Origin of the sequence: Chitinophaga sp. GbtcB8 (assembly GCF_019091455.1) — a bacterium.
GTDB lineage: Bacteria > Bacteroidota > Bacteroidia > Chitinophagales > Chitinophagaceae > Chitinophaga.
On sequence record NZ_JAGXJN010000006.1, the window covers coordinates 35,856 to 57,917 of the forward strand.

15 protein-coding genes are annotated in these 22,062 nt (G+C 48.2%); 13 read left to right on the forward strand and 2 right to left on the reverse strand.

Annotated elements, in window-relative coordinates; genetic code table 11:
- The first annotated feature begins 46 nt into the window (after positions 1-46).
- Positions 47-826 carry an alpha/beta hydrolase gene (locus KVT36_RS08605; RefSeq protein WP_217603086.1) on the forward strand — a complete coding sequence of 260 codons (780 nt, stop codon included), beginning with the start codon at positions 47-49 and terminating at the stop codon, positions 824-826.
- Positions 827-947: 121 nt separating this feature from the next.
- On the opposite strand, the gene msrA is transcribed toward KVT36_RS08605, so the two are convergent.
- Positions 948-1,439, reverse strand: a complete 492-nt coding sequence (gene msrA / locus KVT36_RS08610; RefSeq protein ID WP_217603087.1) for a peptide-methionine (S)-S-oxide reductase MsrA — start codon at positions 1,437-1,439, stop codon at positions 948-950.
- Positions 1,440-1,737: 298 nt separating this feature from the next.
- On the opposite strand from msrA, the gene KVT36_RS08615 reads away from it, so the two are divergent.
- Positions 1,738-2,190, forward strand: coding sequence for a PA2169 family four-helix-bundle protein (locus tag KVT36_RS08615; RefSeq protein WP_217603088.1), 453 nt, complete (start codon positions 1,738-1,740; stop codon positions 2,188-2,190).
- A gap of 29 nt (positions 2,191-2,219) precedes the next feature.
- Here the strand turns inward: KVT36_RS08615 and KVT36_RS08620 are convergent, their stop codons facing one another.
- Complete coding sequence (locus tag KVT36_RS08620) at positions 2,220-2,582, reverse strand: helix-turn-helix domain-containing protein (RefSeq protein WP_217603089.1); 363 nt, start codon at positions 2,580-2,582, stop codon at positions 2,220-2,222.
- A gap of 109 nt (positions 2,583-2,691) precedes the next feature.
- Between KVT36_RS08620 and KVT36_RS08625 the strand changes: the two genes are divergently transcribed.
- The 11 genes from KVT36_RS08625 (at position 2,692) to KVT36_RS08675 (ending at position 21,919) form a co-directional block, all read left to right on the forward strand.
- Positions 2,692-3,444, forward strand: a complete 753-nt coding sequence (locus KVT36_RS08625; RefSeq protein ID WP_217603090.1) for an SDR family NAD(P)-dependent oxidoreductase — start codon at positions 2,692-2,694, stop codon at positions 3,442-3,444.
- Positions 3,445-3,614: 170 nt separating this feature from the next.
- Positions 3,615-4,133, forward strand: coding sequence for a GNAT family N-acetyltransferase (locus tag KVT36_RS08630; protein WP_217603091.1), 519 nt, complete (start codon positions 3,615-3,617; stop codon positions 4,131-4,133).
- A 171-nt stretch (positions 4,134-4,304) separates the two neighbouring features.
- Complete coding sequence (locus tag KVT36_RS08635; RefSeq protein WP_217603092.1) at positions 4,305-5,081, forward strand: TerC family protein; 777 nt, start codon at positions 4,305-4,307, stop codon at positions 5,079-5,081.
- A gap of 85 nt (positions 5,082-5,166) precedes the next feature.
- A complete protein-coding gene (locus KVT36_RS08640) occupies positions 5,167-5,415 on the forward strand; it encodes a tetratricopeptide repeat protein (RefSeq protein ID WP_217603093.1) in 249 nt (82 codons plus the stop codon).
- 322 nt (positions 5,416-5,737) lie between these two features.
- Positions 5,738-7,720 carry an alpha-L-arabinofuranosidase C-terminal domain-containing protein gene (locus KVT36_RS08645; protein WP_254639913.1) on the forward strand — a complete coding sequence of 661 codons (1,983 nt, stop codon included), beginning with the start codon at positions 5,738-5,740 and terminating at the stop codon, positions 7,718-7,720.
- 42 nt (positions 7,721-7,762) lie between these two features.
- The gene (locus tag KVT36_RS08650) at positions 7,763-9,325 is read left to right on the forward strand and encodes a glycoside hydrolase 43 family protein (RefSeq protein WP_217603094.1); all 1,563 of its coding nucleotides are present in this window, start codon (positions 7,763-7,765) and stop codon (positions 9,323-9,325) included.
- Between the two features lie 58 nt (positions 9,326-9,383).
- Complete coding sequence (locus KVT36_RS08655) at positions 9,384-11,306, forward strand: sialate O-acetylesterase (protein ID WP_217603095.1); 1,923 nt, start codon at positions 9,384-9,386, stop codon at positions 11,304-11,306.
- 47 nt (positions 11,307-11,353) lie between these two features.
- Positions 11,354-12,901 carry a beta-N-acetylhexosaminidase gene (locus KVT36_RS08660; protein WP_217603096.1) on the forward strand — a complete coding sequence of 516 codons (1,548 nt, stop codon included), beginning with the start codon at positions 11,354-11,356 and terminating at the stop codon, positions 12,899-12,901.
- Positions 12,902-12,958: 57 nt separating this feature from the next.
- A complete protein-coding gene (locus KVT36_RS08665) occupies positions 12,959-17,002 on the forward strand; it encodes a two-component regulator propeller domain-containing protein (protein ID WP_217603097.1) in 4,044 nt (1,347 codons plus the stop codon).
- A gap of 160 nt (positions 17,003-17,162) precedes the next feature.
- Entirely contained in the window at positions 17,163-20,237 is a 3,075-nt protein-coding gene (locus KVT36_RS08670; RefSeq protein ID WP_217603098.1) for a TonB-dependent receptor, read from the forward strand.
- 17 nt (positions 20,238-20,254) lie between these two features.
- Positions 20,255-21,919 (forward strand): RagB/SusD family nutrient uptake outer membrane protein, encoded by a 1,665-nt coding sequence (locus tag KVT36_RS08675; protein WP_217603099.1) that lies wholly within the window; start codon positions 20,255-20,257, stop codon positions 21,917-21,919.
- Positions 21,920-22,062 lie beyond the last annotated feature (143 nt).

Here is a 22,062-nt window from a genome sequence, read left to right on the forward strand (position 1 = left end):
ATTTACTAAGCCGGCCATTTCAAACAATTAAACTCCTACAGACACAATGGCAAACTTAATACATAGGTTAAAGGGCGCCTTATGCGCCGCACTGATCACCTTATCAGGCATAATGGGTTTTGCTGCAAAAAGTAACGCCCAACAGGTAAAAAATGTAGTATTGGTACATGGCGCTTTTGCAGATGGATCCGGGTGGAAGGCGCTTTATGAAATACTTACAAAAAAAGGATACCACGTAACTGTTGTTCAAAATCCTTTAAGCTCCCTGGAAGATGATGCAGCCGCCACAAAGGTGGTGCTTGATAAACAGGATGGCCCCACTATACTGGTAGGCCATTCATGGGGCGGCGCCGTGATCACGGAAGCCGGCAACCATCCCAACGTAGCTGCATTGGTATATGTAGCAGCCTTTCAGCCGGACAGTGGCGAATCAGCGCTGCAATGGATTCAAACCGCGCCCCCGGCTCCTGAGAATGGCATACAGCCGCCGGATGATAAAGGAATTGTATACTACGATAAGGCTAAATTTCATGCAGGTTTCTGCGCAGATATTCCCAAAGCAGAAGCGGATTTTATGTATGCCTCCCAGGGCGCTTTTTATGTCAAAGGATTTGCAACCCCCATTACCCAGGCGGCCTGGCATACCAAACCCGCTTATGGGATAGTAGCCACGGAAGATAAAAGCATTGCACCGGAAATAGAACGCAAAATGTACCAACGGTCTAACACTAAAATAACCGAATTGAAAGGCAGCCATGTGGTCTTTATGTCGCAGCCTGAAGCAGTAGCAAAAGTTATTATAACAGCAGCCAATGCTGTGAAGTAAAAGAATGTAAAATAATAAATGTAAAATTTAAAATGTAAAGTGGAATGCTGCGACAGATAAGGTTCGCGGCATTCCACTTTACATTTATGATTTGAAATTTTACATTTTACATTTTTGGATATTATTGCAGTTTCCAGTCAGGCCTTATAAAGTGGCAGGTATATCCATACGGATTTTTTTGCAGGTAGTCCTGGTGCTCTTCTTCTGCGTTCCAGAAATCGGAGGCAGGCACTACTTCCGTAACAATGGCCCCGGGCCACTTTTTGGAAGCATTCATTTCTGCAATTAATGTATTGGCGGTTTCTTTTTGCGCTTCGCTTAAATAAAAAATAGCGGAACGGTAAGAGGTGCCCCTGTCATTCCCCTGCCTGTTAAGCGTGGTTGGGTCGTGGATCTGGAAGAAAAATTCAAGTAAGGTACGGTATGATAATTTTTCCGGGTCAAAGATAATTTCAATTCCTTCCGCGTGTGTGCCGTGGTTACGGTAAGTAGCATTAGGTACATCTCCACCCGTGTAACCAACCACTGTGGATGTTACGCCGGGAAGATTGCGGATCAGCTCTTCCACGCCCCAGAAACAGCCACCGGCCAGTATCGCCTTTTCAGTGCTCATAGATCTTTTCTTTTAGATAAAAATAAATATTCGCGGTTACATTACGCGATCTATTTTTTGCAGGCGCGCTACCTCCCATCAGCGCCGCCATAACCCCATATTGGAAACGCGCAACCGGGTTGAGTGTTGAGAATATTCTACTAATTGTACGCTATTCCATACGCCGGAAATTCTGAGATAGCTCCCGTTATTCCGTTTTCCTCTAGGAGGCCGTTTCACGCCTCTGTCCGCTGTTTCAATGTGGCATATTAGTTGAAATACTACACTAAACTATTATTAACCTTAAACTATTAATATCATGTACACAACAGAAAAATCAGTAGATGTATTAAATGACCTGATTGAGCTGAATAACGACCGCGTAGCTGGTTTTGAAAAGGTAATTGCAGATATAAAACCTGAAAACATAGACCTGAAAACATTGTTCCAGGAATATGCTGCACAAAGCCGTCAGTTCAGCCAGGAATTAACCGCAGTAGTAGCCCGTTATTCAGATGATGTTGAAACCGGTACCAGCGCCAGCGGCACCTTACACCGCGCCTGGATAGATGTTAAGTCATTATTTGGCGGCAGTGACCGGGCCAGCATACTTGCTGAAGCAGAAAGGGGTGAAGATGCTATAAAGAAAGCCTATAAAGATGTGCTGTCTGAAGATGAATTACCAGCTGAAGCACTGCAGACAGTATCCATGCAGGCTCAAAAAATCCAGGCCGCACATGACCGGATCAAAGCGTTGAGAGACGCATCATAATTTTTGATCTTTAAGCAAAAGAGGGCGTCTCAAAGAGATGCCCTCTTTCGTTGTTTGCCGCCCCAGCTGCTCAGCTGGTTTAAAATAGGCCATAGCTCCAGGGCCATTTCCGTAAGCTCATATTCTACCCTTGGTGGAACTTCAGCATAAACGGTGCGCTTAACCAGGCCATCCTGTTCTAATGCCCGCAATTGCAGGCTAAGCATGCGTTCTGTAATAAAGGAAAATTCTTTTTTAAGCTCAGTGAACCGCAGCGTTTTGTTGTCGTTCAGCATACTGAGTATCTGTAGCTTCCACCTTCCACCGATCTTGTTAATAGCATAGCTAAGATCACATTCACTAAGAGAGGTTTCATTACGCGTATAAGTGGAGTTTTGCTTTCTGGCTGCCATTACTTACAATTTTGTAGGTACCATACAATTGATTGTACCACCGCAAAATTAGGGCACTACCTGGTACTTTTGGAAAGAAATTTTTCAAAACCAAATCAGGAGAAAGATCATGGATCTGTATTTAAAAGGAAAAACAGCGGTGGTAACGGGCGCCAGCCAGGGAATGGGCCGGGCCATTGCAAAGGAGTTGGCAATGGAAGGCGTAAAAGTGCTGGCCACTGCAAGAAAAGAAGACCTGCTGAACAGCCTCAGGGAAGAAATAACAGCAGCAGGCGGCGTAGAGCCGCTAACGTTTGTACAGGATTTTGTTGCAGCGGACGCGCCGCAAAAGATCGCGGCCGCAGCGCTGTCAGGCCTGGGACAGGTAGATATTCTTATTAACAATGCCGGCCGTAGCCGTCCATTGGATATTATAGGAGCGGAAGATGAATGGGCCGCATCTATGACGCTGGACTTTGACCGTCACCGGCAATTAACGCAGCAGCTTTTGCCCCATTTTATAACGCGTAAGCAAGGTGTTATCCTGAACATATCCAGTACGTATGAGTTACGGGAGGTGAATGCTTCTGCCGTTGCCAAAGCAAGCGTGGTGGTGTGGTCTAAACAGCTTTCCATGCAGCTGGGGCAGCATGGCATCAGGATCAACTGCCTGCAGCCGGGGCTTATAGATACGGACAATATCCGCCGTTTTTTCCCGGGCAATGAACGCAGGGAATTTGCCGGCCGCGAAATTGCGCTGGGCGATTTTGGCGAGCCGCAGGATATTGCTAACATGGCCGTTTTCCTGGTATCGCCGCGGGCAGGGTATATCACCGGCACCGTGGCCGTGGTAGATGGCGGCATGCGCCGCTCCCCGTTCTGATCTTTGCGCACCAGGCTCCAGGCTGCGCGCCGCCATGGGGCCCGGTGCTTACGTTGATAATTGAGCCGTAAATATTATCTTAGCAAAAGAAGATCAGGCTACTTTGTTATCTCAATGCCCTGCGCTGTATACTTTAGATGGCGCAGGGAATTAAAAACTATCCACTAAAAATGCAGGTTCCAATTACTACCAACAGGCTTTCCATAGGCGCGTTATCCATCAATGATCACGACTTTGTATTTGAGCTGCTTAATTCAAAGGGCTGGCTTGAATTTATTGGGAACAGGAATATTCATTCCAAAGAAGATGCTATAAATTATATAAACAAAATATTACTTACTCCCAACCTTACCTATTGGGTGGTGAGGCTCATAGACGGGAACATTCCTGTTGGCATTATATCCTTTATAAAACGGGATTACCTGCTGTATTACGACTTGGGTTTTGCATTCCTGCCACAGTATATGGGATTGGGTTATGCCTATGAAGCAGCTGCTGAAGTTAAGCTAAACATCCTGCAGGATCCGGCCCATGCACAGGTGCTGGCTACAACCGTTCCCCACAACACCAGCTCCATACGGCTCTTGAAAAAGCTGGGTTTTCAATATGAAAAACAGATTGAAATTAAGAATGAAATATTGCAGCTGTATTCAATAACAAACCGCTATTATCCGCCATCCCATGATTAAGCACTGCGGGCTGGGAGTGCAAAATGGAGGCAGGGCTGAGCAGTTTACCTGGTTTAAGCAGTAGCAATTAAACAGACTTCTGCTGCCCGGGAGAAGAACCGGCAGTGTATTTGATAACTAAGGGAACGGATGCCAGGTCCCGTATTTAAATTTCATCATAATTCTACCTATATGGAGATTCTTACCAACCCGGAAAACTGGGTGTCTTTATTAACACTCACGTTGCTTGAAATTGTATTGGGCATTGATAATATTATCTTTATTTCTATACTGGCCGGCAAGCTACCGGGTACACAGCAGAAAAAAGCCAGGCAGCTTGGCCTTGCGCTGGCCATGATAACCCGTATACTACTGCTGCTTTCCCTAAGCTGGATCATGACCTTAACAAACCCGCTGTTTAACATCGGCAGCTGGTTGAATATAAACAGCAGCCTTTGGCTGGAGAAACTGGCTATTTCCGGCCGCGACCTGATCTTACTAACTGGCGGTTTATTCCTTATTTATAAAAGCACCACGGAGATCCATGAGAAGCTGGAAGGGGATGAGCATAGCGCCGTATCGGTAAAAAAACATTCATTTACCGGGGTGATCATACAAATACTTTTGCTCGACATCGTATTTTCCCTTGACTCGGTGATCACCGCCGTTGGTATGGCCAATGAAATCGCTGTGATGATCGCAGCGGTGGTTATATCGGTAATAGTAATGATGTTTTCTTCAGCCGGTATCAGCAACTTTGTAAACCGCCACCCCACGGTAAAAATGCTGGCCTTGTCTTTTTTATTGCTGATAGGCGTATCGCTGATAGCTGAAGGTTTTGATCAGCATATACCTAAAGGGTATATTTATTTTGCCATGGCCTTTTCAATTTTTGTAGAAATACTTAACCTGAAGTTACGTAATAAAACAAGCGGCCCGGTAAAGCTGAAGGACAGCCAAAAACCATAAAAGCTTCAGTACATCACATCCGGATACCGGTTCATCACTTTTGCTAAAAGAATAACATAGGTACATTTATTATTACCTCAAATTTATGAACTTTCTCGGTTACGATTTCCTGTACCAGGCCACTTTTAACGGCCATCAGCAAATGTCCCTGGAAACCTTTAAGCTGAATACTTTCCTGGATCCGGCGGATTATAATGTATATGACAGCTATGGGGAAGCCCTTATGGAAAGCGGCAACCGCCGGGACGCCATTATTATGTACCGGTGGTCGCTGAAATTGAATCCTGGTAATGAGGGTGGAATAAAAGCGCTAAAGAAACTTAACGCGTTATAAAATTTGAAATTGTAACAGTCCCGTAAAAGGGGGGGACCGCCGGGTTAAAAAAGCCATCAAAAAAATAATGGTGAAAAAATTTGACGTTTCAGGTATTAATTGTCAAATTTACAATTGTTATCCTGTGGCAGGCCGTTAATCTTATAAGGTCCAGAAAAATGCCGGCGCCGCAGGTGATCATTAATCCACGTATGGACTATGCCGTCCTGCTGCTTGCGGCCAGCGCAACCGGGTACGCTGCTCCACGGGTATTTACTTATCTGTTATGAACTTTCCTGCGGTGTACTCCATGGACTATGGACCATCGGCCAAATAATCTGTTATGAAAATACTCAAGGACCAAAATTATCGCTATTACCTGTCTGCCGGAATAAGGTCAATGACCCTTATTGTAATGAATGTGCTGATATTCTCTTATGTATCGGCCCAGGGCCTGAAAGGAGGCAAAAAAATAAGCCCGGACCTCTTCGGCCTTTTCTTTGAAGATATCAACTACTCGGCAGATGGCGGCTTATACGCAGAGCTGGTGCAGAACCGCTCCTTTGAGTACAGCCCTACTGACAGGCGCGAGTGGCATTCTTTCTCATTCTGGCAATACATTACCCCGGGATTCTCCTACGGCTCATTGAATATAGAAACCAGCGCGCCGGTACATCCCAACAATCCTCACTATGCAGTGCTGAACATTGAACATGTGGGAGATAATGGCGTAGGGATCAGGAACGATGGATTTGCTAAAATACCTGTGAAGGCTGGTGAAAAGTATCACTTTTCTGTTTTTGCAAAATTGCTTTCACAAGCGCCCGTTAATGTAGTGGTAAGCCTTCAGAACCCGAAAGGAGAAACGCTGGCGGAAAGTAAGATCACCGTATCATCAGCTGACTGGCAAAAATATACCACAGACCTGGTAGCCTCCGCTACCAATGATAGCACCGCATTAGTGGTGCTGGCCACTACCAAAGGTAAGCTGGCATTGGATGTGGTATCGCTTTTCCCCGGCAATACGTTTAAGAACCGGCCCAATGGATTGCGGGCCGATCTGGCTCAGCTGCTTGCAGATATTCATCCAAAATTCATCCGTTTTCCCGGCGGCTGCCTGGCGCATGGCGATGGGCTGGGAAACATGTACCGCTGGAAAAACACTGTTGGGCCTGTTGAGCAAAGGGTAGAGCAAAAAAATATCTGGGGTTATCATCAAACAGCCGGATTGGGTTATTTCGAGTACTTCCAGTTTTGTGAAGATATAGGCGCCAAACCATTACCGGTATTGCCTGCTGCAGTTAGCTGCCAGAATTCCGGCGGCACCTGGCGCATTGGCGGTACCGGGCAAAAAGCGATCGATATGAGTGAAATGCAGGATTATATCCAGGAAGTGCTTGACCTGGTGGAATGGGCCAACGGCCCCGCTGCTTCTACCTGGGGCTCCAAACGCGCTGCAGCCGGCCATCCTGCGCCGTTTAATCTGCAATACGTAGGCATTGGTAATGAGGATAAGATCACACCTGAATTTGAGCAGCGCTTTAAAATGATCTATGATGCCGTTAAAGCCAAACACCCGGAAATAACTGTTATCGGAACCGTTGGGCCCTTTCCGGAAGGTGAAGATTTTGATAAAGGCTGGAAGCTGGCCAATGCGCTGCAGGTACCCGTGGTGGATGAACATTATTATAGCGCGCCGGAGTGGTTTATATCCAATCAATACCGTTATGATACGTATAAACGCAACGCTACAAAAGTTTACATAGGCGAATACGCATCCCGGGGCAACAAAATGAAGAATGCCCTGTCTGAAGCCGCTTACATGACAGCTATTGAGCGCAACGGCGATGTGGTAAGCCTGGCCTCGTACGCGCCCCTGCTGGCAAAATCCGGGTTCACTCAATGGAACCCCGACATGATCTATTTTGACAATACCTCCGCTTACCCAACGGTAAATTATTACGTGCAGCAACTATTCTCCGTGAACCAGGGGGATACTTATTTTGAAAATGTTGTTTCCAAAAACCCAGCTGATTCCGCACTGGCGGCTTCCTGTGTGCAGGACAGCAAAACCGGCGATGTGATCCTGAAGCTGGTAAATGCAGGGCCGGAACAAGGCAGTATGAAAATTAATCTCTCCGCCTTTGGAAAGCTGGATGCAGCTGCCGCAAAAACAGTATTGAGCGGCAGCCCGGAAGCGGCAAACGTATTTGGCAGCCCGGCTGCGGTTACACCTGTTACATCCGCATTCAATGCAGCCAAAACCTTTGAATATACCGCTCCGCCCATGTCCCTGACCGTTATCAGACTTAGGAAAAAGAAATAACGATTGGCCACATATTGAAGAACTTTTCACGTAAACGGTTGTATGAAAAAAATTATCACGCTCTTTGTGCTCACGTTTTCCATCTGTCAGTGCCTGCAGGCACAGCAGGCGCACAACCCTGTCATTTATGCAGATGTACCTGATTTGTCCATGATCCGCGTTGGAGACACTTATTACATGAGCAGCACCACTATGCATATGAGCCCGGGTGTGCCCATTATGAAATCCAAAGACCTGGTGAACTGGCAAATTGTTAGTTATGCCTATGATGTGCTGGATAATGTGGATGCGCTGAACCTTGCTAATGGCCAAAGTACCTATGGCAGGGGCTCCTGGGCTAGCAGCCTGCGTTACCACAATGGGGTTTATTATGTAAGCACTTTTGCCGGCACCACGAATAAAACCTATATCTATTCCACCAGGGATATTGAAAAAGGCCCCTGGAAAGCGGTTTCATTCAAACCGTCTTTACATGATCATTCCCTGTTCTTTGATGATGACGGCCATGTATACATGCTGGATGGCGTTGGCAAAATAACACTGTTGGAGCTGAACAGCGACCTCTCAGGACTTAAGCCGGGCGCCAGCCAGGTGATCATCGAAAATGCCGGCGCCCCTGCTGGTGCGGATAACGGCTTACCTGGAGAAGGATCACAGCTGTTCAAGGTGAATGGGAAGTATTACCTGTTCAATATCTGCTGGCCCAGAGGCGGTATGCGCACCGTGACCATTCACCGGGCAGATAAGATCACCGGCCCTTATGAGGGCCGTGTTGCCTTGCAGGACAAAGGCGTGGCGCAGGGAGGCCTTATCAGCACACCAGCGGGGGATTGGTATGCTTATCTGTTCCGTGACTTTGGCGCCGTAGGCCGTATTCCCTACTGGGTGCCTGTAAAATGGCAGGATGGCTGGCCGGTGCTGGGCATTAATGGCAAAGTGCCCGATTCTTTAGATCTTCCCGCAAATAAAAGCCTGGATCCGGGCATTGTAGCTTCAGATGAGTTTAGCCGCAAGCCGGGAGAAGCCCCGCTGCCACTGGTTTGGCAGTGGAACCATAATCCTGATAACAGCCACTGGTCGCTTAGCCGGCGCCCGGGTTACCTGCGGCTTACTACCGGCAGGGTGGATACATCACTGCTGCTGGCCCGTAATACGCTCACACAAAGAACATTCGGACCCTTTTCATCCGGCATAACAGCTATTGATGTATTAAACATGAAGGATGGTGATTGCGCGGGGCTCATGTTATTACAGCAAAAATATGGCTGGGTGGGTGTAAAGGCAGCAGGGGGCGCCAGGCAGGTGGTAATGGTAAGCGCGGAATCCGGCTTGCCTGTGGAGCTGCAAAGTATCCCGCTTACGCAGCATACCGTGTACCTGAAAGCTGACTGCGATTTTAAAGACAAGTCTGATAAAGCTTATTTTTATTTTTCTTTAGATGGCACATCCTGGACAAAGATCGGCGCAGCCCTGCAAATGGCCTATACCATACCGCATTTTATGGGCTACCGCTTTGGATTATTTAATTATGCTACAAAAAGTCCCGGAGGCTTTGTAGATTTCGATTTCTTTCGTATAAGCGATAAGGTTGCCTTTGAACAGTAAAGGAATTGTTTGAGGCAGCTGTCCACGTATTCAATAGCCGATTCCAAGTAACTGTTGTATGAAAAAATTGCTCCTGCTCCTTGTGTTCACGTTTTCCATCTGCCAGTGCCTGCAGGCGCAGGTAAGGCTTCCCCGGCTGATCCGCGACAGCATGGTGCTGCAGCGGGACCGGGATCTTACCATCTGGGGCTGGGCTGCACCAGGTGAAAAGGTGAGCGTACGCTTTAATAATAAACGGTTCCGGGCAGTGGCTGGCTCCGAAGGTAAATGGCGCCTGTTAATGCCGGCCATGAAGGCAGGCGGGCCTTATACCATGCAAATAGATGCCGCCAATCATATTACGCTGAAAGAGATCCTGGTGGGCGATGTATGGCTTTGTGCCGGCCAGTCCAATATGGTGCACCAGATGCGGCTGCATGATGTGCGTTATGAAGCAGACATTGCTGCGGCCAATTATCCCCTGGTAAGGCAATTTGCAGTACCCAATGTTACTGATCTGCAGGGCCCCCGGGACGATTTGCCCGGCGGCTCCTGGTTATGGGCCAACCCGGCTAATGTAAGGGACTTTTCAGCAGTCGCTTATTTTTTCGGTAAGCAGCTGTACGAAAAATATCATGTTCCCATTGGCCTTATCAATACCAGCTGGGGCGGCACGCCTATAGAAGCCTGGATGAGTGAGGAAAGCCTGGCAGATTTTCCTGCCGTAACAGGCACTATAACACAGAATAAGGATACCGCCTACCTGGGCGAAAAGGAACGCAGCCTGCCCGCTGTATACACCCCTGATCCGGCTAACGATAAGGGCTACACGGAAGGATGGGCCAGCCCATCGTATATCCCTAAGGGATGGAGAACGATCAATATCCCGGGTTACTGGGAAGACCAGGGCATTCATGATCTGAATGGCGTAGTATGGTACCGCCGTGAGATAACGGTGCCAGCTGTTATGGCCGGGTTGCCTGCAAAGGTTTTCCTGGGCCGCATTGTAGATGCCGATGTGTTATACATAAACGGGAAACAGGTGGGAACTACCAGCTACCTGTATCCCCAAAGGCGTTACCAGCTGCCGGCAGGTACGTTAAAGGCCGGCAAAAATCTTTTTGTGATCCGCGTAACCAATAATGCAGGCAAGGGCGGTTTTGTTCCGGATAAGCCTTACCAGTTAATTGCAGGCAATGATACCATTGACCTGAAAGGTTACTGGGCATATAAGGTAGGCCAGGTGAACCCGCAGGGCGCTGTTACTAATAACGGCCGTATAGCATTACAGAACCAGCCCACTGCCTTATACAATGCTATGTTAGCACCCATCTTCAATTTTAAGGTCAGGGGGTTTATCTGGTACCAGGGCGAAACCAATGCCGGGCGTGCCGCAGACTATGCCCGTATGCAGCCGGCCATGATCGCTGACTGGCGGCGCAAATGGCAGCAGCCGGATGCCCCTTTCCTGTATGTGCAGCTGCCTGGTTTTATGGAAATGAATTACCTGCCTATGGAAAGCCAGTGGGCCAGTTTCCGCGAAGCGCAATTACAGTCGCTGGCTGTTCCCCGCACGGCAATGGCTGTGGCCATAGATCTGGGGGAGTGGAATGATGTGCATCCCGACCGGAAAAAGGAAGTAGGGGAGCGGCTTGCTCTGGCAGCCCAACGGCTGGCATACGGCGACAGCACTGTAGTGTATAGCGGGCCACTTTTTCAATCAGCTAAGATAGAAGGCAACAGGATCATTCTTTCCTTTAGCCATACCGGCAGTGGGTTAATGAGCATTGACGGGGAGGAGCTAAGCGAATTTGCCATAGCAGGCAGCGATAAAAAATTTGTGTGGGCAAAAGCGCGGATAGAGGGAGATAAGGTAGTGGTGTGGAAAGATGAAATAGCAAAACCGGTATACGTGCGTTATGCCTGGGCCGATTTTCCGGTTAATCCCAACCTGTTTAATAAAGAAGGTTTGCCCGCATCCCCGTTCAGAACCGGCCCATGACTGGTATAGCTGATCTATGCTATTTTTGCAATACAAAATATACTCACATGAAGCCTGTTCTGCTAAAGCTGCTGACCGTTCTGTTGTTGTTTACAATGCCGGCCGTATATGCGCAGGAAGGCGCTGCATCCTTTAAGGTTAAAGGCTTCCACCTGGATCTGCGCATACAGGTAATGAAAATGCCTGCGCTTAAACAGTTTGCCCTGGATCTCAGCAAACATGGCATTAACACCCTGCTGGTGGAATGGGAAGCCAGCTATCCATTTGAACAGGAGCCTTTAATAGCTAACCGTTATGCCTATACGAGACAGGAAGTAGCTGATTTTATCCGTTTCTGTAAGAGCATTTCAATAGATGTAATCCCGCTGCAGCAAAGCTTTGGCCATGTGGAGTATATTTTACGCCACTATAAGTATGCCGCATTGCGGGAAGATAACCAGGACTTTTCACAGGTATGCCCCAGTGAACCGGCATTGAATAAAAAACTGTTCACAACACTCTACACCGACCTGGCAGCTACGCATTCCTCCCCATTCATACATATAGGCGGGGATGAAACATATTTACTGGGCCATTGCGAAAAATGTAAAAAAAGGGTGGCGGAGGTAGGTCTGTCCCGCCTTTATTTCGATCACATAAAACTGTTGTGTGATATTGTTGTGGGGCTGGGTAAACGGCCGGTCCTTTGGGCGGATATTGCGCTTAAATACCCGGAGTATATTCACTTGCTGCCCAAACAAACCGTATTTATTGACTGGAATTATGGCTGGCCCCTGGACAGGTTTGGCGACCATCAGCAGCTGGTGAACAGCGGATATGAGATCTGGGGAGCGCCTGCATTAAGAAGTGATCCTGACAACTATTTTATAACCTGCTGGCAAAAGCATTTCAATAATATCCGGGATTTTATACCCGCCTGCAGAAAACTAGGCTACCAGGGCATCCTCATGACATCCTGGTCCACCTCCGGCGCTTACTCCTCCCTGTTTGATTCAGAAGGCGACCTGATAGAGCTGTATGCAATCAGGCATGTATACCCCATAAGCGGTTTTGATCTGTTGGTAGCTGCCTATGAGAAAGCCATCAGCAGCCCGGCCCCATTGGATATAGACGGCTTTATAAAACAGTACTGCAGCCGGCAGTATGGCCTCAGTGAAAAAGACGCTTTACAGTTCAAAGCAGCCTTGTTTACAGCGCCTTATAAAATAAATAAAGGACAGGTAATAGCACCGGTAGCAATGACTATCAGCCAGCTGCTGGACAGTGCGCGCAGCGCAGCCGCTATTTTACAATCACTCCGGCCTGTGAAGAACCAGCAGGCATTTGCACATTCCCGGCTAATGGCGGATATCCGTGTTTATTATCTCACCTTTATGACAATAGAAGCCAGGGCAAATGCCGCGCACCTTACGCCGGAAGACAGGGCCTCATGTTTAGCGCAGCTGCAGCAGCTTATGAAGCAGGAGCCATCACTCAGCCAGGCCTTTGTGCAGCAGAATGGATCCTTGCTTTATCCATCTGCCCTGGAAGAAGAAAATATATTAAGAAGCCAAAAGGTGCACCAGCTGTACCAGCGCTTAGCGAAGATCAAATGAACAGTTGAACGTATGAACAATAATTTTTAATATTTTTATATGACTTAAAACCGATGTATGAAGGGGTGGGGGAACAGGATTGTCATTTTATTTTTATTCATTACTATCACGGGCCGCCTGTCCGCAACCAGCTATCCCATTAAATACCTGGGCATAGAGGACGGCCTTTCCAACAATGCAGTTACCAACATTTACCAGGACAATAAAGGATTTTTGTGGTTTGGTACCTATGATGGGTTAAACCGGTACGACGGTTATAAATTTAAAATTTACAGGAATAAGATAGGGGACAGCACCTCCCTGATGGATAATGGTATTTATACCATTGAGGGAGACCTGCGTCATAGATTGTGGATAGGCGGCCGCAAAGGCGTGAGCGTTTTTGACCCGGTGAATGAAAAGTTTTCCGTTGCCCGCTATATACCGGCAGGCAGTAATATTGCCGGGCCGGTGAACGGTAATATCCATATTATTAAAGCCAGCAGGGAAGGCATTATCCTCATTGGTTCAGAAAGTAATGGTTTGCTGTTGTTTGAAGGGGATATGCATACCGGCCGCCAGATCCCCCTGCAGGATGGCCGCCAGGCTATCACGGAGTATGAGGTAACCGCCATTGATTTTGAGCGGGGAGGCCGCTACGCCTGGTTATTTATACAGGGAAAAGGCCTGTCCAGGTACGATGCTGTAAACAAAACCCTGCAGGTAATAAATCAGGAGATCAATAAAGGCAACTGCCTGAAAGCGGATCCCAAAGGCCCGCTCTGGCTGGGTACAGACAATGGCCTTTTCCGGTACGACCAGCGCACTAATACCTATTCCGCCAACTATATCACGGAAAATAGTAAGATCGTTAACCTGTGTATTGACAAGCAGGGCGTGTTGTGGATAGCGTCAGATGGTAATGGGATGTATGTACTGCGCTCGCCGGCAGAGCAGGCCGCCCCTTTCCCGGCCCCTGGCAGCAAGCAGCAGCTGAGCAGCAATGCAGTTTATTCCATTTATGAGGACCGGGAAAACCGGAAATGGATCGGCACCTTACGGGGAGGCATCAATATTATTCAGCCCCGGCAGCACCTGTTTGAGCTGTATGCTTTTAATGATGACAGCATTTTCGGGTCCATCAACAATTTCATTTTTTCGTTTTGCGAAGATGAGGGGAAAAACATCTGGATAGGAACAGACGGCGGCGGCTTAAAATACTGGGACAGGGAGCACAACACCTATACCCGGTATACCCGCAACCCCGCAGTAAAAGGCTCTATCAGCAGCAATTTTATCACATCGATCATCCGCGATTCCCTGGGCGACATCTGGCTCTCCACCTGGTTCAGGGGCATAAACCGTTACAACAGGGCCACCGGCACCTTTGAGCATTTTTCCTGTTTTAACCCCTATACCGGTGTAGAAGAAAATAATGTATGGCTGGTGTATGAAGATGCGCGGAAAGATCTCTGGGCCAGCACTACCAACAATGGCACCTTATATACCTTTAACAGGGCCAAAGGAAAGTTTGAGGTTTTTGACCCCGGCATTGTAAATGTCCAGAGCCTCGCAGAGGACAGCAAGGGTAATTTATGGGCCGGTAACTATGGAAAGCTGATCCGGATTGACCGCACCCGCAAACATCACCAGGAATATAATATAGGTTATACCATCCGTGCCATTTATATGGATAAGCGGGGCAATTGCTGGCTGGGTACCGAGGGCGGCGGGCTGCTGCTTTTTAACACCGGCACCGGCACTTTCACCCGTTTTACAGATGCAGACGGGCTGCCGAATAATTCCATTCTCAAAGTGCTGGAAGATGATGCCGGCAACCTTTGGCTCAGCACCTACAATGGCCTGTCCTGTTTTAACCCGGAAAAGGGGACGTTCAGGAATTTTTCCCAGTCCGATGGCCTGCAGAGCAACCAGTTCACCTACAATGCAGCATTAAAGCTGCGCTCAGGCGAGCTAATGTTCGGAGGCATCAAAGGGTTCAACATCTTTCACCCGGATAGCGTGTACCAGCAGGTAGGAATGCCGCCCTTGCTGTTAACCGGTATGAAAATAAATAACATCCCGCTGGAGCAGCATGATGTGCAGGAGCTGAAGATCCCCTATGACAAAGCAGTTATTTCTTTTGATTTTGTTGCGCTGGAATACACCTCGCCCGATAAGATCAGCTATGCCTATTACCTGGAAGGCTGGGATAAAGGCTGGAACTATGTAGGGGAATCCCGTACCGCTAATTATACCCGTTTGCAGGAAGGCACTTATGTTTTTAAAATAAAGGCTACCAATGCCGATGGAAAATGGAGCCGGGAGGTACGCACCGTAAGCATTATTGTGCTGCCGCCCTGGTACCGCACTTGGTGGGCGCGGCTGCTGTATATTACCTGCGCAGCGGGGGCCATCTGGTTCTTTATCCAGTACAGGTCGCGGCAGGAACGCCTGCAGTATGAAATTAAGCTGGCGCACCTTGAAAATGAGAAAGAGAAAGAGATCAATGAACGCAAGCTGTCCTTTTTCACAAACATATCACATGAGTTCAGAACACCCCTTACCCTGATCATTAATCCATTAAAGGAGTTCATACAAAAACAGGAGCAGCGGGAAGATAATGAGACGCTGGGCGTAGTATACCGCAATGCCAGGCGCCTGCTAAGCCTCGTAGACCAGCTCTTGCTTTTCCGTAAAGCAGATACCCAGGGCGATCAGCTGAAAATAACCCGGCTGAATGTGGTGGAGCTATGTAATGAGGTATATCTGTGTTTTTCCCAGCAGGCTAAAGCAAGGGAAATGTTATACCAGTTCCGCTGCAGCCAGGAGCAGATAGTGCTGTATGCGGATTACGAGAAGCTTGAAATAGCCCTCTTTAACCTGCTATCCAACGCGTTTAAATTTACGCCGGATGGGGGCAGCATCCTGCTGGAGCTGCGGGAAGCGGAAAATGAAGTAGAGATCCTGATCAAGGATAATGGCTGCGGCATACCCGAAGGCATGGGCAACAGGATCTTTGATAAGTTCCAGCGGGCAGCGGGCCGGCGGGAACATTTGCAAACCGGCTTTGGGATAGGGCTTTACCTGGTAAAACATTTTGTTGAAAGCCATAAGGGTTCTATTAACTATACCAGCCCGGCAAATGAGGGTACCGCCTTTTTTATCCGCTTAAAGAAAGGCACCGGTCACCTGGAAGGCGCTGACCTGGTAGCCGATACCACGGCAAGGTCCGGGATCCTGCATGAGCTGGCAGAAGGAACAGACCTCGCCATCAAAAAGGAAAAAGGAAGCCCCCCGCTTAAACCTGTAGAGGAGCTGGTAACGGAAAAACGGTCCATCCTGCTGATAGATGACAATGCGGAAATAAGGGAGTACCTGCGGCAGCTTTTTGCAGACCGCTACATTATTTATGAAGCAGATAACGGGGATGATGGTTTTGCCCTGGTGGAAAAACATATGCCGGACCTGGTGATCAGCGATATCCAGATGGAAGGCATGAATGGTGTAGAGCTCTGCACCCGTATCAAACAAACAGAAACCCTGAGCCATATACCGGTTATCCTGCTCACCTCCGCTTCCGCTGCCGATGTGCAGATGAAAGGCCTGGAAGAAGGGGCAGACGATTATATCACCAAGCCGTTCGACAAAGAGCTGCTGATGGTGAAGGCAGAGAACATCATTAAGAACCGGCACCTGCTGCGGCAATACTTCCTGGATCATATAACCCTGAAACACACCAGCATACGCGTACCGGCAGACTACCGCGATTTCCTGAACCAGTGTATTAAGATCGTGGAAGCCAACCTGGATAACGAGGATTTTTCCATCAAAACATTTACACAGGCCATTGGCATGAGCCATTCCAGCCTGTATAAAAGGGTGAAATCTATGTCCGGCCAAACCATTAATGCCTTTATCCGTTCCATTCGCTTAAGAAGAGCCGCCGTATTAATGCTGAAGGAAAATTATACCATTAACCAGGCCGCCCAGCAGGTAGGCATTGGGGATATCCGGTACTTCCGGGAGCAGTTTGTAAAACTGTTCGGGATGAACCCTTCGGAGTATGTAAAGAAATACCGCCCCTCCTTTAACGGGGATCTGAATGTGATCAAAATATGATCGAAAGATGATCAAAATGTGATTTTACCCCCTGTTTTAAATGATTTACCCCCTATCCGGGGCCTCCCTTACCGGCTAATTTGCGCCTTGTAAACTGAGTACAAAAAATACAAGACCAAAATTTAAAGACCAGCTATTATTCATTTAAACAGGTTCCGTTATGAAAAAAAGATTCCTATCTATCTTTCTTTTCCTTATTCCTATTACCATTTGGGCCCAGCAATCGAAGATCACCGGGAAGGTGGTTTCCGGTGGGGAATCGGTGCCCGGAGTTTCGGTGCGGGTGAAAAATACCACCCAGGGAACAACGACAGATAATGCCGGGCAGTTTTCCCTGGCCGCCGGTATAGGAGATACCCTGGTATTCAATCACCTGTCTTATGTTACACAGGAATTAGTGGTAAGGAATAATGCATCCCTGTCTGTTTCACTGGCAGCTACCACCCAGAATGTGAACGAAGTAGTGGTGGTAGGTTACGGCACGCAGAAAAAAGCCACTCTTACGGGTTCCCTTTCCGTTATAAAAGGAGCGGACATTGTAAAAAGCCCGCAGCCTAACGTATCCAACTCCCTGGCCGGCCGTTTCTCCGGTGTAATAGCCAATAACCGCTCAGGAGAGCCGGGTTATGATGGTTCTAATGTATACATACGCGGCCTGGCCACTACCGGTAATAATGATGTATTAATAGTGGTAGATGGGGTGCCGGGACAAATAGGCGGCATGCAAAGGCTGGACCCGAACGATATTGAAAGCATGACGGTGCTGAAAGATGCATCTGCCGCCGTATACGGCAGCCGTGCGGCCAACGGGGTAATATTAATTACCACCAAACGGGGTAAAACCGGTAAGCCGGTGATCAGTTACAGCTTTAACCAGGGTTTTTCCTCACCTACCCGCCTGCCTAAAATGGCAGATGCGGCTACCTACGCTACGCTCGCGAACGAGATCCAATATTATACCAACCCGGGTGGCGGATTAAACCAGTTTTATACCGATGCGCAGATCCAGAAGTTCAGGGACGGATCAGACCCGCTGAACTATCCCAATACCGACTGGCAGAAGGCCACATTGCGGAACGTTGCGCTGCAGCACCAGCATAGCCTGTCTGTAAGCGGGGGCAGTGAAAATGTAAAATATTATGTATCCCTGGGTACCATCGGGCAGCAGGGCATCTACAAACATGGCGCTACCCAGTATGACCAGTATAACTTCCGTTCAAATATAGATGCCAATATAACCAAACGCCTGAAAGTAGGTTTGTATTTATCCGGCAGGGAAGAAGACCGTGTGTACCCGCAAACAGGCGCCGGTGATATCTTCCGTTCTATTTACCGCGCTTATCCTACCGTAGCCGCTATTTATCCCAACGGGCTGCCTACTTCGGGTATAGAAAATAACAACCCGGTGATGCAGGTAACAGATATAGGCGGTACAAACCGGAATCCCACACAGGTGTTCAACGGCATTCTGAAAGGTTCTTATGACATTCCGGGCCTGGAAGGCCTGTCGCTGGACGGTTTTTTCTCAGTAGATAAATCCTGGAGCTCCGATAAATCATTCGGCATACCTTACCCGGTATACAGCTATGATGCTACTGCCAATACTTATAATAAAGTAGTGGTAGGCGGTTCCGCCGGCCTGGCTTCCCTGACCCAGTACCAGCAGAACCAGTCACTGCTCACCTCCAACATCAAATTGAATTTTACCCGCCAGTTCGGCCAGCATCATGTGGATGCCTTTGTAGGTTATGAGCAAAGCAAAACCGTAATGGACAGCCTTTCTGCATCCCGGTTAAACTTCCCTTCCTCACAGCTGCCGGAACTGTCACAAGGCGGATCCGCTGCTACTGATAAGAACAATGCCGGCAAAAGCTACCAGTTCACCCGCAAAAGTTACATTGCAAGGCTGGCCTATAATTACCAGGAAAAATATTTGCTGGAAGGGCAGGCGCGTATAGATGGTTCTTCCACTTTCCCTAAGGGTAAACAATATGGATTTTTCCCTTCCATATCCGCGGGCTGGCGTATCTCCAAAGAAGAATGGTTTCAGCCGGTATCCTTTATCCAGGACCTGAAGCTGCGCGGTTCTTATGGTACATTGGGTAATGATAACGTAGGATTGTTCCAGTATTTTGATAACTATAGCTTCAGCAACCAATATGTAGTAGGCTCCAATATCCACCCGGGTATAGACATCATTAAACTGGCCAATCCCAATATTACCTGGGAAACAGCCAAGAAAATGGACCTGGGTTTGAATGCTGTTTTCCTGCAGCATTTCTCACTGGAGTTCATTTACTTCCAGCAAAAACGTTCCAATATCCTTACCCAGCGGAATGCTTCCATCCCGCAGGTATCCGGTATTGTGAATCCCTTTGGCAGCGATCCTTTGGTGCCTTCCGAAAATATAGGGAAAGTGAACAGCAATGGTATAGAAGCAACCCTGGGGTATGACAATTCCGCCGGCGGCGTTCATTACCACATCAACGGTAACTTTACCTACGCCAAAAGCAAGATCATTTTTATAGACGAAGCAGCCGGCGCATTGGATTACCAGCGCCAGACAGGCCGCCCCCTGAATACTTACCTGCTGTATGACGCCATTGGTATTTTCAGAACCCAGGCAGACCTGGATAATTATCCGCACCTGGCCGGCGCACAGCTGGGAGACCTGATCTACAAGGATTATAATGGCGATAAACAGATCACAGCTGATGATGCTACCCGTTCAAAATATGGTAACATTCCTGAAATAACCTATGGTATAGTATTAGGTGCAGATTATAAAGGTTTTGACTTTTCCGCCGTGCTGGCCGGGCAAACACATGTAAGCCAGTACGTACTGCCGGAATCCGGCACCATCGGTAATTTCTACAGCAGCTGGGCCGATAACCGCTGGAGCCCCAATAATCCCAACGGCAGCTATCCGCGTGCAGATAACCGCGCTTCTGCCTCTATTAACGGAGGCCTTTATAATAATACGTTCTGGTTGAATAATGCATCCTTTTTACGGTTAAAGAACGTTGAGCTGGGGTATAACATTAATGCAGATGTATTGTCCCGCATTAAAATAAGCGGGCTGCGTGTATACGCCAATGCCTTTAACCTGTTTACCATTACCAAAGTGAAGGACTATGATCCGGAAGGCGGTCCCACAGGGTCCACCACCAGCAGCAGCGGGCAGTTCTATCCGCAGCAGCGTATTGTGAATGTTGGTGTGAATGTTAAGTTTTAAACCGTAAAAAAGCAGCCATGAAGACTAAAAATATTTTAAGCATAGGGATCATTACACTGGCAGCAGCATTTGCTTCGTGTAAAAAGAATTACCTGGATATTGTACCTACAGACCGTGTACCCGATGTGGCGGTGCTGGCAGATTCTGCCTTGCTGGAAGATTATGTGATCAACCGTTATATGAGCGTTAAGCTGCAGGACAAAGAAGGCGAAGGCACCAATCCCGGTTTTGGCCGCGGGTTTGAATACGGCATGTGGAGCTCCCTTACAGACGAATCCATTTACAACAATGATGATAATACCTGGCTGATACAACGCGGGCAGCTGGCGCCGGAGAATACCGGCATTGCAGGCACCATCTGGGGCAGAAGCTACCGCAGCATCCGTGAGTGCAACTATGCGCTGAATCATATAGACAGTGTGGCAATGAGCGCCGGGCACCGCACCCAGCTACGAGGCGAGCTGCATTTTATACGCGCTTTCCGTTACCAGGACCTGATCCGCAATTACGGCGGCGTAGTGCTTATGGGCGATAAGGTGTATAACCTGGAGGATAACCTGGGCGATGATGCTTTATTTACCCGGGCTACCATAAAACAAAGCATAGACTATGCCGTGTCTGAGCTGGACAGCGCTATTCAGCAGCTGCCGCTGGCAAATGATGACAGCTGGCAGCTGGGAAGGGCCACCAAAGGGGCCGCACTGGCACTGAAATCCCGCCTGCTGCTGTACGCCGCCAGCCCCCTGTATAATACAGGCACCTGGGCAGCCGCCGCTGCTGCCGCAAAAGCAGTGATGGACCTGGGCAAGTATTCCCTGGATGCGGATTATGCCAAGCTGTTCCTGTCATACACCGGTAACGAGATCATTTTTGCAAGACAGTATGCCATTGGCGCACGCCACGTTTGTCTGGAAATTTCCAACGGCCCTAACGGTTATAACGGCTGGGCAGGTAACACACCTTTACAGAACCTGGTAGATGCCTACCAGATGAGCAATGGTAAAGATATTACCGATCCCACTTCCGGTTATAATGCGCAGCAACCCTATGCAAACCGGGATGCCCGTTTTTATGCCACCATATTATATAACGGCGCCTCCTACAGGAACAGTACCGTGCAGATCTATACCCCCGGTGGAAAGGATAGTAAAGACGGCCCTTCCAACTGGAACACTACCAAAACAGGGTATTACCTGCGTAAGTTTATGGATGATAAATATCCCATTGACAATCCCTGGAATGTGGCCGGCCTGCAGCCCTGGATCTATTTCCGCTATGCAGAAGTTTTGCTGAATTATGCCGAAGCGCAGAATGAAGCAACAGGCCCGGATGGTACGGTGTACAGCGCCATTAACCTGATCCGCCAAAGGGTAAACCAGCCTGTTCTTCCGGCAGGACTTTCCCAAACGCAAATGCGCGATGCCATCCGCAAGGAAAGGCAGGTGGAGCTGGCATTCGAAGAACACCGTTTTTATGATGTGCGCCGCTGGAAAATAGCCGATGTAACAGAGAATGTACCGGCCTACGGCATTGATGTTGCCGTAAGTGGCGGCAGTTATGTGTATACCCGGAAGGTAGCCTTAAGCGGCCGCGCTTTTGCTGCCAAGCATTACTGGTTGCCTATTCCAAGAACAGAGATCCAGGCATCTAATAACAAGATAACGCAGAATACAGGGTATTAGAAGAATGTAAAATCATAAACCGGCGAAGGAGGTTCATAGAGACATTTAAAGACTTTATGAACGAGATAAATGCAAAATGTAAAATGTAAAAGTTAATGCAGTGAACACGTTACAGTACGCTGTTCATACTTTTACATTTTACA